The organism is Antarctobacter aquimaris (assembly GCF_900184945.1).
Taxonomy (GTDB): domain Bacteria; phylum Pseudomonadota; class Alphaproteobacteria; order Rhodobacterales; family Rhodobacteraceae; genus Maliponia; species Maliponia aquimaris.
Genome location: NZ_FXYF01000015.1, coordinates 28,849 through 42,595 on the forward strand (window position 1 = coordinate 28,849; position 13,747 = coordinate 42,595).

Genomic DNA, 13,747 nt, shown 5'->3' on the forward strand with positions numbered 1-13,747 from the left:
CGGAAACGAGGAATTCTGGATGCGCATTCTGGTGGCCGACGATCATGACCTCGTGCGGGACACGATTGCCGCCTACCTGGATGGCGCAGACGTGGACGAGGTGCGCACCGTCGCCACCTTGCAGGACGCGGTGTCACTGGCCCGCGACAGCGGCAGTTTCGACCTGGTCCTGCTGGACTACAACATGCCCGGGATGAACGGCCTGGACGGCCTGCACCGGATGCGCGCCGCGAACGATGGGCGGCCCGTGGCGATCCTGTCCGGCAGCGCCTCGCCCGAGGTGGCGACCGCCGCGCTCAAGGCCGGGGCGCAGGGTTTCATCCCCAAGACGATGAGCGCGCGTTCGCTGCTGAGCGCCGCGCGCTTCATGGCGGCGGGCGAGGTCTATACCCCCATCGACTTCATGAACACCGCCAACGAAGGTCAGGGCATGCTGACCCGGCGCGAGCAGGAAGTGCTGGCCGGGATCTGCGAGGGCAAGTCCAACAAGGAAATCGCCCGCGACCTCGATCTTCAGGAAGTCACCGTCAAGCTGCACGTCAAGACGCTCTCGCGCAAGCTGGACGCCCGCAACCGGACCCATGCGGCGATGATCGCGCGGGACCGCGGGCTGGTCTGAGAGACTTCGGCGCGTCCCGGACTGCGATCCGGCTTCTCCACCGCCATTCTGTGCAAATCCGATTGCCGGGTCGTCCGCCAGATCGGCAGGGTCCAATGGGATCCGCTGGAGATCAATGCCAATTGCCCCGTCTCGCCAACCGAGTTTTCCTGTCAGTCCCTTGAGTGGCGCGCCGATGTGCGCGGATCACGCAGAGAGGCGCATGATCGGAAAATATCTCACGAAGTGACCCCCGGACTGTTAGCTTGGGTGGATGACCAAGGCAGGACTCATGCGCGCGGTCGTATTCGGTCGCTACGGTGGTCCAGAGCGTTTGTCGCTGGAAAGGGTGCCGGTCCCGGAGCCGGGACCGGGCGACGTCCGGGTGAGGGTTGCCGCCGCCACCGTTGGCCGCACGGACACCGCCACACTGCGGGGACACCCTTTCTTTGCTCGGGCGATGACGGGTCTGCTGCGCCCCAGGATGCGGATACTGGGCATGGATTTCGCCGGGGTCGTGGATGCCATGGGTGCGGGCGTCACGGGATTCGCGCGCGGCGACCGCGTCTTTGGCATGTCACCAGACCGTTTCGGTGCGCATGCCGACTATCTCTGCGTGCCTGACCAAGGCGCCATCGCGCGGATACCCGAGGGCCTGGCGTTTGACCAGGCCGTTGTCGGCGAGGGCGCGTGGTATGCACACGGCACCACAAGGCTGCTGAGCGCGGGACAGCGGTGCCTGGTCTATGGCGCGTCCGGGGCGATCGGGACGGCGGCTGTCCAGCTTGCCAAGGGTCGCGGTGCGCATGTGGTGGCGGTTGTCGGCTCCCGTCACCTCGAGTTGGCGCAGCGCCTCGGGGCGGACCGGGTCGGGAACCACGAGATCGGGGATTTCACCGCGCTCGGCGAGAGGTTCGACCTGGTTTTCGACGCCGTCGGCAAAACGTCATGGTTCGCCTGCCGGCCCCTGCTGGGCGAGGGGGCCGTCTATTCCGCGACCGATCTTGGGCCGGGCTGGTCCAACATCCTGCTGGGCGCCTGGCTCGGACTGACCGGGAGCAAGCGGGTCACGATCCCCTTTCCCGAGGATGCGCCGGGGTTCGTTCGTTTCCTCGCCGGGCTGATGGCCAACGGACAGTTCCAGGGGGTCTTTGACCGCAGCTACCCGCTGGAAGGGATCGTCGAGGCCTTCCGCTACGTGGAGACCGGGCAAAAGACCGGGATCGTGACCGTCCGGTTCGATTGACGCCGGGCGGTCTGCCGCGGGCAAATGTCATCACCCGGGGCAACCCTGTTTCAGGAAAGGGTGCGCACAGGCCGCGCGACGCAGGCCCACCAGCGTGTGGGCCTGCGAAGAACGCGGGGTCAGCCCAGCGCCTCGTTGCAGCGCTTGCAGGTGCCGGGGTGGGCGTGGGTGCCCACGTCCGGCAGGATCTTCCAGCAGCGCTGGCACTTCTCGCCCTCGGCCTTTTCAAAGACCACGCCGACACCCTCGATCTCGGGCATGCGGAAGGCCTCGTTCGGCATCGGGTCGCCGGTCAGCACGATGTCGGAGGTGATGCAGACGTCCTCGAAGGCCACCGCCTTGAGCGCCTTCAGCATCTCCGGGTCGCGCACATGCACCACCGGCGCGGCCTCCAGCGAGGCGCCGATCACCTTGTCGGTGCGCTGCACCTCCAGCGCCGCCGTCACCGCGCGGCGCGCCCGCCGCACCATCTGCCATTTGGCCGACAGCGGCTCGTCCAGCCAGTCCTTGGGCGTGTCGGGGATGTCCTGCAAATGCACCGAAGAGCTGTCGCCCGGGAACCGCTCCAGCCAGACCTCTTCCATGGTGAACACCAGGATCGGCGCCAGCCAGGTGGTCAGCCGGTGGAACAGCAGGTCCATGACCGTCCGCGCGGCGCGGCGGCGCGGCGTGTCGCCGTCGCAATACAGCGCGTCCTTGCGGATGTCGAAGTAGAAGGCCGACAGTTCCACGGTGCAGAAGTTGAACAGCTGCTGGAACACGCCCTGGAAGTCATAGGCGGCATAGCCTTCGCGCACTGCGTGATCCAGTTCGGCCAGCCGGTGCAGGATGTAGCGTTCCAGTTCCGGCATGTCCTGCGGGGTCACGCGCTGATCTTCGGTGAAATGCGCCACCGCGCCCAGCAGGTAGCGCATGGTGTTGCGCAACCGGCGATAGCCGTCGGCGGTGCCTTTCAGGATCTCCGCCCCGATCCGCAGGTCGGCGGTATAGTCCGCCTGCGCCACCCAGAGCCGCAGGATATCGGCGCCATACTGCTTGGTCACGTCCTCGGGCGCCACGGTGTTGCCGAGCGACTTGGACATCTTGTTGCCCTTCTCGTCCAGCGTGAAGCCGTGGGTCAGCACACCGCGATAGGGCGCGCGCCCCATCGTGCCGCAGGCCTGCAACATCGAGGAATGAAACCATCCCCGGTGCTGGTCGGTGCCTTCGAGGTATAGGTCCGCGATGCCGTCGTCCGAGCCGTCCGGCCGGTCGCGCAGGACAAAGGCATGGGTCGAGCCGCTGTCGAACCAAACGTCGAGGATGTCGAACACCTGCTCCCACTCGGTCGGGTCATAGTCGTTGCCCAGGAAGCGTTCCTTGGCGCCGGGCTTGTACCAGGCGTCCGCGCCCTCGGCCTCGAAGGCCTCGTTGATCCGCGCGTTGACCTTTGCGTCCTTCAGCAGGAAGTCGGGGTCGGTCGGCAGCGCGCCCTTTTTCGTGAAGCAGGTGAGCGGCACGCCCCAGGCGCGCTGGCGCGACAGCACCCAGTCCGGGCGCACCTCCATCATCGAACGCAGGCGGTTCTGGCCCGATACCGGCGTGAACTTGACCAACTCGTTGATCGAGGTCAGCGCGCGTTCGCGGATCGTCTGGCCATAGGTGTCCTGGCCGTCGCCGACGGCGCGGTCGATGGCGGCGAACCACTGCGGCGTGTTGCGGTAGATCACCGGCGCTTTGGAGCGCCAGGAATGCGGGTAGCTGTGGGTCATCCGGCCACGCGCCAACAGCCCGCCGGCAGCGACCAGCGCGTCGATCACGGCGGTGTTGGCCTTGCCCTCCTTGCCCTTCTGGTCCAGCACGCGCAGCCCCGCGAACAGCGGCACATGCGGCAGGAACTCGGACTCCTCGCCCACGTTGTGGGTCATCCGGTCCATCCAGTTGCGCTTGGCGAAGGCGTCATAGTCTTCCTGGCCGTGGCTGGGCGCGGTGTGGACAAAGCCGGTGCCCGCCTCGTCGGTGACATGGTCGCCGTCGATCATCGGCACGTCGTAGTCCCAGAAGCCGTTCGCCCTCTCGGCCCCGCGCAGCGGGTGGGCCAGCGTCAGAGCCCCCAGTTCATCGGTCGAGACATCGCGCACGCGCGTCCACTGGCCGTCCGACAGACGCGCCTTGACCAGCACCTCTTCGGCCAGCTTGTCGGCCAGCACGTATTTGTCGCCGACCGTGGCCCAGCATTCGTCCGGCGTGCCCGTCACCTCGTAGAGCCCGTAAGAGATCTCGGGGTTGTAGGCGACCGCCTTGTTCGACGGGATGGTCCAGGGGGTGGTGGTCCAGATGACGACCTTGGCCGATCTCAGTTCCGCTTCCCGCTTTTCGGAGGCTGCTTCTGCCTCTGCTCGCCTCTCGGCATCAAGTTCTTCGTTGCCTGTGCCTTCCAAGTAGTCTCTAGAAAACGCATCAACCACCCGGAACATCACCCAGATCGTGTGCGACTTGTGGTCGTGGTACTCGACCTCGGCCTCGGCCAGGGCGGTCTTTTCCACCGGCGACCACATCACCGGCTTGGACCCCTGGTACAAGGTCCCGGTCATCAGGAACTTCTGGAATTCCTCGGCGATCACGCGTTCGGCGTGGTAGTCCATCGTCAGGTAGGGGTAGGCCCAGTTGCCGGTCACGCCCAGGCGCTTGAACTCCGCGCGCTGGATGTCGATCCAGCCCTCGGCGAACTTGCGGCACTCCTGGCGAAAGTCGACCACGTCGACCTCGTCCTTGTTCTGGCCCTTCTCGCGGTACTGCTGCTCGATCTTCCATTCGATCGGCAGGCCGTGACAGTCCCAACCGGGGATGTACCGGGCGTCCTTGCCCATCATCTGCTGGCTGCGGACGATGAAGTCCTTCAGCACCTTGTTCAGCGCGTGGCCGATGTGCAGGTGGCCGTTGGCGTAGGGCGGGCCGTCGTGCAGGGTAAAGACGGGGCGGCCCTTCTTTTCCCGCAGGCGGTCATAGACGCCGATCTCTTCCCAGCGCGCCAGCCACTCGGGTTCGCGCTTGGGCAGGCCCGCGCGCATCGGGAAATCGGTTTGCGGCAGGGACAGGGTGTCCTTGTAGTCGGGAAGGGTGGTGTCGGTCGTATCGGCGCACATCTCGGGCGTCCTTCAAAAGTCGTCTTGGTCAGGAGGAGGGGGCGGCGCGACGTCTCATACGCCTTGTCCCGGCGGCTCGTATCCTCAGAGCGCCGGGCATGTAATTCGAATGAGGATCACGTGATACGTCATCTTGCGCGCCTTATAGGCCCGCAATCGGGTCAGGTAAAGTATCCCCGGCCTTCGGCGGGAACCCGCGTCGTGCGCGCGGCGGTTCGGCGGCAAATGGCCCGCATCCTGCCGGCGCGCGGGCTGCGCCGGGGGAACCCGCCGACGGGAATCGGCCGAAATGGCAACAGTTTACCGATGCGGGGCGCGCGCAACTGCGGGCTCTTGGCGCCCGGCGCCGCGGCCCCACGTGTCAGGTCAGGCGCCCCGATGAAACGGGCGCGACAGCAGGAAAGGAAACGACCATGGCCTATGAAACCCAGGACTCGACAAGACGGCACGGCACCGACAATGGCACCGCGCGCCGGACCGATATCCGCATCGAAACGACCCGGGGCACGGGCGCCGCGGCGGTCGGCGCCGCGGTGGCGCTGGTGCTTGCCGTGGCGGTCATTGCGCTGATCGCGATCGGCCCCTCGTTCACCACCGACCGGGTGGCAGACCCGGCCACCGGGCCGGAGGTGACGATCGAGGCTCCGGCTCCGGCCGCGCCCACCGTCGATGACGCGCCGGCGCCCTCCGAAACGGCCGATCCGGCCGCAAACGACGCGGCCACGCCGGCGGACTGAGCCCGGCCCGCAGGCCCGGACAGGCCGCGCCCCCGTCCGGGCCTGCGTCAGTGCGTCCCTTGCGCCATCGAAGCTGTCTTGGTTTCCCTGTCCGCGGGAGACGAGAGGGCGAAGCGATGGAGATTGCGGTAGCCGGGGCCGGCATGGGCGGCCTGGCGGTGGCCACGGCATTGTGCCAGGCGGGGCAACGGGTGGTGGTCTATGACCAGTTCGACCGCCCCGCGCCCGTGGGTTCCGGCCTCGTCGTGCAGCCGGTGGGTTTGCAGGTTCTGGACCGGATCGGCGCGCTGGACGCGGCGATGAAGCTGGGCAACCGCATCCACCGCATGCTGGGCCACGAGGCAGAGAGCGGCCGCCCGGTGCTGGACGTCGCCTACGACGCGCCCGGCGATCCGCGCTTTGGTCTGGCCATCCACCGCGCCGCGCTGTTCCAGGTGCTCTATGATGCCGCGCAGGCCGCCGGCGTGCGCATCGTCCCCGGACACCGGGTGGTGGGGCGGGACGGCGCGCATCTGGTGTTTGAGTCGGGCCGCGAGGGCCCCTTTCGCCTGATCATCGACGCCACGGGCACCGGCTCGCCGCTGTCGCCGATGCGGGCGCGGCCGCTGGGCTACGGCGCGCTCTGGTCCACCGTTGACTGGCCCGACGACACCCGCCTGCCGCGCAACGAGCTGCGCCAGGCCTACCGCCGCGCCGACCGCATGCTGGGCGTGCTGCCGGTCGGGCGGCTGCCCGGGCAGCGCGGGTTCAAGGCGGCGGTCTTCTGGTCGCTGCCGTCCGATGGCCACGCCGCCTGGCTGGATCGCGGGCTGGACGCCTGGCGCGCCGAGGCCGAGGCGCATTGGCCCGAATTCGCGCCCTTCACCGCGCAGATCACGCGGCCCGAGCAGATGACCATGGCGCGCTATGCCCATGGCACCCTGCGCCGGCCCTGGGGCGACGGCATCGTCTACATCGGCGATTCGGCGCACCGTGCCAGCCCGCAGCTGGGGCAGGGGGCCAACATGGCGCTGCTGGACGCCTGGGCCTTTGCCACGGCCTACGAGCGGGCGCAGGGCGACGCCCAGGTGGCGGCCCAGTGGTATGGCCAGGCGCGGCGCTGGCACGTGCGCGGCTACCAGCTGATGAGTCGCCTTTTCAGGCCTCAATACCAGTCCGACAGCCGCGTCCTGCCGTTGCTGCGCGACCGCGTGCTGTACCCGGTTTCCACCGTCGGGCCGCTACCGCGCATCCTGACCCGGCTGGTCTGCGGCGACCTGTTGCCGCCGCTGGGCTCGCTGCCGTTCTGACGCCCTGCGCAGACAGACCGCCGCCCCGTCCGGGTCACTCCGGCGGGGCCGCGCCTCCGGCGTGGCGCGCGGCGCGCACCTGGATCCAGCGGTTGAGCCAGGCCAGCCCGGCCAGCGACAGCCCCAGCAGCAGGAAGGAGAACACCCGCACCAACCCGGCCAGCCCCGAGATGTCGATCAGGAACACCTTGGCCACCGCCACCCCGATCACCAGCACCCCGGCCCGGCGCAGCCCGTTCGACCGCCGTGCGAGCGCCTGATAGAACAGACCCGCCCCCGCCAGCAGCAAGGCCACGGTATAGCTGTAAAGTTCGGGCTGCGAGATGCCATAGTCGGCCTGCATCGCCGCGCCGCCCTGCCAGGCGTGGCGGATCACCATCCCCAGCCAGAACAGCGCCAGCGCGCCGCCAGCGCCGCCAAGGGCGATCCGCAGCCCGCGCCGCAGATGCGCCAGGCGCCAGGCCCCCAGCATCAGCACGACGCCCGGCATCAGGTAGGCCGGGGCCAGCGTGTTGAGCAGCACGGGCCCGTGCACGGTCTGCGCCTCCAGCAGCGGGTTGCCAAAGCTCAGCGACAGCCCGACCATGCCCAGGCCGATCAGCCCGAACAGCACCGCCAGCGCGGCGCGCAGCCAGTACAGCGTCCCGCCCAGCCGGATCCGTTCCAGCTGCGCCAGCATGGTGCCCAGCCAGATGGTCGCGTAGAGGCCCAGCGCCCAGTGCGCCTCGTCGTCGGCGGAGCCGACCAGCGCCTCGATCGCGTGGAACAGGGTCAGGCTGACGGTCATGCCGCCGACCGACCAGGCCGCGCTTTCCAGGAACACGCGGGCACGGGGCCGGGGCCGCGCCGCGCTCAGCCACAGCGCCAGCAGCAGCGCCGCCAGCGTGCCGCCGTAGGCCGCCAGCATCTCCAGCACCGGCGCGTCGGTCGCCCAGTCCAGCCCGGGATCGACCACCAGCCGGTAGCCCAGCGCCACGATCCCCGCGGCGACAAAGCCCGTCATCGCCGGCAGGTCAAAGCGCCGGTCCAGCGCCGAGGCCGCCACCACCACCGCCGCCAGCGCCAGCGTCAACGCCGCATCGGTCAGCAGCACCGTCATCGCAAAGGCGAGACAGGCCAGCGCCGAGACGGTGGCCAGCGCCGGGCGCAGCCGGTCCGTGCCGTCCGCGCGGGCAAAGCGCGCCGCCAGGCCTACCATCAGCGCCGCCAGCGCCAGGGCGTGCAGCGCCCAGGGCCAGGCGCCCAGGACATCGCTTGCGCCCCAGGCGAATTCCAGCAGCAGGCCCATGACCGGGGCGATCAGCGCCGCGACGGCCGCCCAGGCCACGGCAAAGCGGCCCGGTTGCAGGCTGCGCCAGGCTGCGGCCAGGCCCGGGATTACCGCAGCCAGCAGGATCAGGGTAAAGTCCAGCGGCATCCGCTGTTCGGTCAGCCCTTCCTGCGCTGTCAGCCGCTCCGCCAGCGGGACCAGCCCCTGCACGTTCAACTCCGGCGCGGCGACCAGTGCCAGCAGGGTCAGCAGCGGCAGCGCCGCCAAATCCTGCAAGGCGGGCGCCCCGCGTGACCACAGGATCAACAGCACCGCCAGGCCCGCGTCCAGCCCCAGCGCCAGCCGCCAGGTCAGCGGCGACATCTGCGCCGCCCAACCCAGCGCAAGGCAGGCCGCGAGCAGCGTCCCCGCCGCCAGGATCACCGGAAAGATCGGCCGCCCCACGTCCTGCGTCCCGGCAACGGCTTCGGTCACGCAGGGGCCGTCCTGGTCGGGAAACAGCGCCCGCGCGGGGATCAGCACCACCATCAGCACCAGCGCCACGGCATAGAGGGCAAAGGCGGCGGTCAGCGTCTCGTTGCCCGGCTCCACCAGCCGCAGCAGGACACCGGTCAGGCCACCGCCGACCACCGACAGCACGCTGACCCAGGCCCAGCGCCGCAGCGTGTCGATGCCCAGCCCCAGCCCGGTCAGCACGGCGAAGTACACCAGCAGCCACTGCGGCTGATCGCTTTCACCGCCCACGAGGAAGGGTGCTGCCATGCCGCCGACGATGCCGATGGCCGCCAGCAGCGGACCATGCCGCCAGCCCAGCCACAGCGCAAAGAGCGCGATGCCAAACAGCGCGGCCAGCGCCGGGCCGGGGGCAACGAGGTCATAGAGCAGCCGCGCGGCCAATACTCCGCCCATCAGCGACACGAGGCCCGCGCCGGACAGCACCGAGGGCAGGTAGGCCGTGGCGCTCTCCACGTCATCGCCATAGCGCCGGCGGATCCATTCGCCCCCGCCGATCAGCGCACCGCCGAACAGCAGCGCGGCGATGACCCGGGCGCGCGGCGTCAGCAGCCCCGTCTCGATGCCGTATTGCACGAGAAAGATGCCCGACAGCGCCAGCGAGACGGCGGCGACGGCGTAGAACCAGTTGTCCCGCAGCCAGCCCGCCAGCCGGTCAACTGCGCTGGGGCCGCTGGGCGCGGGCGGCGGGGTGGGCGCTGCTGCGCGGGCCGCCACCGCGTCCGGCCAGGCCGGTGGCGCGGCGGGCGCGGCCGTCTCGACCTCGGGCACGGCGGGCGCGCTCTCCGGCATGGGGGCCGGCGCGGTTTGCGGCCGGGTGTCGGGCGCGGGGCGCGGTCTGGCCTCCCGTTGCAGCGCATCCGTGATGACGCGCAACTCGCGAACCTCCCGGCTCAGACGGGCGTGGCCGATGATCAGGATGATCACGGCAACCGGAATGGCCAGGACCGCAAGGCCCAGCAAGACAATCAGCGCTTCCATGAATGTGCGGACTCCGAACGCGTTTTTTGCACTCTACGCGGGCGCGTGGCGAAAACACAGGTGGGGTTTTACCCACTTCGCACATGCGCGGCGCGTCACTCGGGCCGGACCGCGACCCCGCAAGATGTAGGCCGGGTCAGCCCTTGTCCTGCATGATCAGACCGCTCAGGCTGGTCCGGATGATCGCCCGGACCGAGGGGCGGCGTCCCTTGCCAAAGGGCAGCGGTCGGCAGACCTCCATCGCGGCGACGCCCACCCGCGCGGTCAGGGCGCCGTTCACCATGCCCTCGCCGAACCGGCGCGACAGCTTGCCCAGCAGGCCGCCGCCCAGGATCGGCTCCAGCATGTCATCGCCGATGGCCACCGCCCCGGTGGCGACCAGATGGGACATCACCACCCGCGTCAGCCGCCAGCTGCCCAGCGTGCCGGACCGCCCGCCGTAGATCTCGGCGATGCGGCGGATCATCCGCAGGTTCGCGGTCAGGGCGGCCGCCACGTCCGCCAGCGCCAGCGGCACCAGCGCGGTCACCGTCGCCACCTGCCGCGCCGCCGCCTCCACCTCGCGCCGCGCGGCGGCGTCGAGCGGGGCCAGAAGCTCGGTCTCGGCATGGGTCAGCAGTCCCGCCGCGTCAAAGATATCGCCCTTGCGCTCTTCCAGCCGCTCGCGCCCCCAGCGGGTGTCCTCGCGCCCCTTGTAGAGCTTTACCAGGTCATCGGTCAGCTTGCGCGCGGCGCCGAGATCCTCGTCGGCCAGCGCGGTCGCGGCGGCATGGTGCAGCGCATCGATCCGCGTCAGGCGCGAAAAGACGGCCAACTCCTTTATTGCGATCAGTATGCAGACCAGCACGAACAGCGCAAAGAGCGCAGCCACCGCCCAGCCCAGCACCGGCGAACTGGCGATCAACCCGGTGACGAAGTTCCAGGCCGCGATCGACGCCAGCGTGCCCACCAGCGCCAGCAGCAGCCGCCAGAACCAGCGCGCCAGCGGCGATCCGGGACGCGCGGCCAGCACCGCGGCGGTTGTCATCGCCGCGCCCTGCGGCGGCGGCAGGTGCGGTTCGGGCACCGGCGGCGCGGTGGCCGGGCTGGGCGCCTCGGTGCCGTCGTCCTGCAATTCGATCAGGACGGGACCCTTCGGGGGGGTGCTCATGTCTGGGACTCCTGGAAGGATGCGGCGTGGGTGTGCGCGGCCGAGGCGGCCACGCCGGGCCGCTGCCAGCGATAGTGGATGTCGGGCAGGCCTTCCTCGTTGTCGCCGCGGGTGCGGTCGACCTCGACAAAGCCGTGGCGCAGGTAGAACCGCTGCGCGCCAAGGTTCCTCTCGAAGGTCCAGAGGTCCAGCCTTGGGCACCGGGCCTGGGCATCGCGCAGCAGCGCCGCCCCCAGGCCGCGCCGCTGGAACCGGCTGGCAACGAACAGCGCATGGATGAAGTCGCCCTCGCGGGCGATGAAACCGCGGGTTTCCTCGTCGCAGTCCGCCACCGTGACCCAGCCCCGGTCGATCAGCAGGCCGGCATGGGCGATGTCCTCGGCGCCGGAATGCAGGCGCGGTTTCCAGGCGCGGGCGGTGACGGCCTCGGTGATCATCGCGCCCAGCTTGCCGGCGTCGGCGGGATCGGCCCTGCGCAGGGCTATGACCGGCGCGCTCACAGCCGGTCCCCGATCAGGAACTGCGCGGCGCGGTCCAGCCGGATGTGCGGCGGCCCTTCGCCCGGTTTCAGGGTCAGCTGCGCGGGGGCAAAGTTCATCACGCCGTAATCCTGGTCCAGCCAGCTTTCCTGCCCCGCTCGGGCCGGTCCCAGCAGGTGCGCGGGGTCTTCGGGCAGTTCGCCGGGGTAGAAGGCCGCCTGCTTGCCGCTGTCCAGCAGGGTGCCGCGCACGCAGGGCAGGTCCTGCCCGCCATGTTGCAGGGTCTGTTCCGTGGTGGCGCGCAGCGCGGCGATGGACATCGCCTGGGTCTGTGCCCCGGCAAAGCGCGCGCGTTCGCGCGCGTCACGCGTCAGCGCCTCCATGATGGCGGTCAGTCTGCCGTGCTGGAGGTGGTGCAGGTGGTCGGCCTTGGTGGCGGCAAAGAGGATCTTTTCCACCCGCTTGCCCAGGAAAAGGCTGGTCAGGAAGGCATTGGCGCCCGGCCGGAAGGCGGCGAGGATGTCGGCCAGCGTCTGGCGCAGGTCCTCCACGGCGCGTGGCCCGGCATGGATCGCGCCCAGCGCATCGACCAGCACGATCTGCCGGTCGATACGGCTGAAATGGTCGCGAAAGAAGGGTTTGACCACGCGCGCCTTGTAGCTGTCAAAGCGTCGCTCGAACTCGCGCCACAGCGCGCGCCGACCAGCGCCGGGGTTCGGTGGCAATGGGGCAAAGGTCAGCACGGGTGAGCCTTCAAGCTCGCCCGGCAGCAGGAACCGGCCCGGCGAGCAGTCCGAAAAGCCCGCCTTGCGCGCGGCGTGCAGCGATGCGGTGTAGGCCTGCGCCAGCGCGCGCGCGCGGGTTTCGTCGAGATCCTGGCCGCTGTCCTCGGCCTGCAACTGTGCCAGCAGGTCCGCACCGCCGGGACGCAGCGGCAGGCGGGTCAGCATGTCCTTGGACCAGTCGGCATAGGATTTATCCAGCAGCGAGAGGTCCAGCAGCCATTCGCCCGGGTAGTCGACGATGTCGAGGTGCAGCGTGCGTGGCCCTTGCAGGCCCGCCAGCAGCCCGGCCGGGCGGATGCGCAGCGACAGGCGCAGCTCGGACACGGCGCGGGTGCTGTCGGGCCAGTGCGGCACGCGCGCGGTGAGCGCGGCGAGATGGGTTTCGTAGTCGAAACGCGGCAGCGTGTCGTCGGGCTGCGGTTGCAGGAAGGCCGACAGGATGCGGCCTTCGCCCTGCGCGACCAGCTGGGGCATGCGGTCCCGGTCCATCAGGTTGGCCACCAGCGAGGTGATGAACACCGTCTTGCCGGCGCGCGACAGCCCGGTGACGCCAAGACGCAGGGTCGGCTCGAAGAAGGTTTCCGACAGCGTGCCGGTGACGTTTTCAACGCTGCGGGCGAGCGTGTCGGCGATCGTGCCAATGACCATGCGGCTGGGGCCTTGTCCTGCGGTTCGGGGCTAACCTAGTCATTGCGGCGGCGGGGGGCCAGTGTCGGGCAGGGGGGAATCTGGCCGATGTTGCGCCCCGCGCGCGGCGCGCGACGGGATTGAACTGGCGCCGACACGCGGATAGGACGCGGCGCATGCCCAGGTACGCGCTCTTGGTGGAATACGACGGACGGCCCTTTGCGGGCTGGCAGCGGCAGGCCGACCTGCCGTCGGTGCAGGGCGCCATCGAGGACGCCCTGGCGCGGCTGGAGCCGCGCGCGCACACCATCGCCGCCGCCGGGCGCACCGATACCGGGGTTCATGCGCGCGGGCAGGTGGCGCATTGCGACATGGCCAAGGACTGGGCGCCGTTCCGCCTGTCGGAGGCGCTGAACCACCATCTGAAGCCCTTGCCGGTGGCGATCCGCGCCGTGGCTCGGGTGGCTGACGACTGGCACGCGCGCTTTTCGGCGGTCGAACGGCGCTACCTGTTCCGCCTGCTGATGCGGCGCGCGCCGGCGACGCTGGAGGCCGGGCAGGTCTGGCGGGTCAATCACGCGCTGGACGTCGATGCGATGCGCGCCGGGGCGGCGAACCTGGTCGGCCTGCATGATTTCACGACGTTCCGCGCGTCCCTGTGCCAGGCGAAATCGCCGGTCAAGACGCTGGACGAGATCCGCATCGAGGCGGTCGAGGGGCTGGCCGGGCCGGAGGTGCAGTTCCACCTGCGCGCGCGGTCCTTCCTGCACAATCAGGTGCGCTCCATCGTCGGCACGCTGGAGCGGGTAGGCGCGGGGGCCTGGGCGCCGGAGGACGTCAAGCACGCGCTCGACGCGCGCGACCGCGCGGCCTGCGGGCCGGTCTGTCCGCCGGACGGGCTGAGCCTGATGGGGGTGGGCTATCCCGAGGATCCCTTCGCCTGAACG

10 protein-coding genes are annotated in these 13,747 nt (G+C 69.9%); 5 read left to right on the forward strand and 5 right to left on the reverse strand.

Annotated elements, in window-relative coordinates; translation table 11 throughout:
• Positions 1-19: 19 nt before the first annotated feature.
• Together MAA8898_RS20795 and MAA8898_RS20800 are read left to right on the forward strand one after the other, a co-directional pair.
• Positions 20-619, forward strand: coding sequence for a response regulator (locus MAA8898_RS20795; RefSeq protein WP_094022958.1), 600 nt, complete (start codon positions 20-22; stop codon positions 617-619).
• Between the two features lie 271 nt (positions 620-890).
• Positions 891-1,844 (forward strand): NAD(P)-dependent alcohol dehydrogenase, encoded by a 954-nt coding sequence (locus MAA8898_RS20800; protein WP_094022959.1) that lies wholly within the window; start codon positions 891-893, stop codon positions 1,842-1,844.
• Positions 1,845-1,963: 119 nt separating this feature from the next.
• Here the strand turns inward: MAA8898_RS20800 and ileS are convergent, their stop codons facing one another.
• Entirely contained in the window at positions 1,964-4,969 is a 3,006-nt protein-coding gene (gene ileS, locus MAA8898_RS20805) for an isoleucine--tRNA ligase (RefSeq protein ID WP_094022960.1), read from the reverse strand.
• 413 nt (positions 4,970-5,382) lie between these two features.
• On the opposite strand from ileS, the gene MAA8898_RS20810 reads away from it, so the two are divergent.
• Positions 5,383-5,706, forward strand: coding sequence for a hypothetical protein (locus MAA8898_RS20810; RefSeq protein WP_094022961.1), 324 nt, complete (start codon positions 5,383-5,385; stop codon positions 5,704-5,706).
• 116 nt (positions 5,707-5,822) lie between these two features.
• Positions 5,823-6,995 (forward strand): FAD-dependent oxidoreductase, encoded by a 1,173-nt coding sequence (locus MAA8898_RS20815; RefSeq protein WP_094022962.1) that lies wholly within the window; start codon positions 5,823-5,825, stop codon positions 6,993-6,995.
• 34 nt (positions 6,996-7,029) lie between these two features.
• Here the strand turns inward: MAA8898_RS20815 and MAA8898_RS20820 are convergent, their stop codons facing one another.
• The 4 genes from MAA8898_RS20820 to MAA8898_RS20835 all read right to left on the reverse strand — a co-directional run bounded on the left by MAA8898_RS20820 (position 7,030) and on the right by MAA8898_RS20835 (position 12,821).
• Positions 7,030-9,759: a DUF2339 domain-containing protein gene (locus tag MAA8898_RS20820; protein ID WP_094022963.1), complete on the reverse strand. Its 2,730-nt coding sequence runs from the start codon at positions 9,757-9,759 to the stop codon at positions 7,030-7,032.
• A gap of 136 nt (positions 9,760-9,895) precedes the next feature.
• Positions 9,896-10,909, reverse strand: a complete 1,014-nt coding sequence (locus MAA8898_RS20825) for a YcjF family protein (protein ID WP_094022964.1) — start codon at positions 10,907-10,909, stop codon at positions 9,896-9,898.
• Entirely contained in the window at positions 10,906-11,409 is a 504-nt protein-coding gene (locus tag MAA8898_RS20830) for a GNAT family N-acetyltransferase (protein WP_245853529.1), read from the reverse strand. The genes MAA8898_RS20825 and MAA8898_RS20830 overlap by 4 nt, the downstream gene beginning before the upstream one ends.
• Positions 11,406-12,821, reverse strand: a complete 1,416-nt coding sequence (locus MAA8898_RS20835; protein ID WP_094022965.1) for a YcjX family GTP-binding protein — start codon at positions 12,819-12,821, stop codon at positions 11,406-11,408. Before MAA8898_RS20835 ends, MAA8898_RS20830 begins: the two co-directional genes overlap by 4 nt.
• A 155-nt stretch (positions 12,822-12,976) precedes the next feature.
• Between MAA8898_RS20835 and truA the strand changes: the two genes are divergently transcribed.
• A complete protein-coding gene (gene truA / locus MAA8898_RS20840) occupies positions 12,977-13,744 on the forward strand; it encodes a tRNA pseudouridine(38-40) synthase TruA (RefSeq protein WP_094022966.1) in 768 nt (255 codons plus the stop codon).
• Positions 13,745-13,747: the final 3 nt, after the last annotated feature.

Bases quoted from the DNA above. Each gene is read 5' to 3' on its own strand.
- MAA8898_RS20795 (WP_094022958.1), top strand. From the start codon at position 20: ATGCGCATTCTGGTGGCCGACGATCATGACCTCGTGCGGGACACGATT.
- MAA8898_RS20800 (WP_094022959.1), top strand. From the start codon at position 891: ATGCGCGCGGTCGTATTCGGTCGCTACGGTGGTCCAGAGCGTTTGTCG.
- ileS (WP_094022960.1), bottom strand. From the start codon at position 4,969: ATGTGCGCCGATACGACCGACACCACCCTTCCCGACTACAAGGACACC.
- MAA8898_RS20810 (WP_094022961.1), top strand. From the start codon at position 5,383: ATGGCCTATGAAACCCAGGACTCGACAAGACGGCACGGCACCGACAAT.
- MAA8898_RS20815 (WP_094022962.1), top strand. From the start codon at position 5,823: ATGGAGATTGCGGTAGCCGGGGCCGGCATGGGCGGCCTGGCGGTGGCC.
- MAA8898_RS20820 (WP_094022963.1), bottom strand. From the start codon at position 9,759: ATGGAAGCGCTGATTGTCTTGCTGGGCCTTGCGGTCCTGGCCATTCCG.
- MAA8898_RS20825 (WP_094022964.1), bottom strand. From the start codon at position 10,909: ATGAGCACCCCCCCGAAGGGTCCCGTCCTGATCGAATTGCAGGACGAC.
- MAA8898_RS20835 (WP_094022965.1), bottom strand. From the start codon at position 12,821: ATGGTCATTGGCACGATCGCCGACACGCTCGCCCGCAGCGTTGAAAAC.
- truA (WP_094022966.1), top strand. From the start codon at position 12,977: ATGCCCAGGTACGCGCTCTTGGTGGAATACGACGGACGGCCCTTTGCG.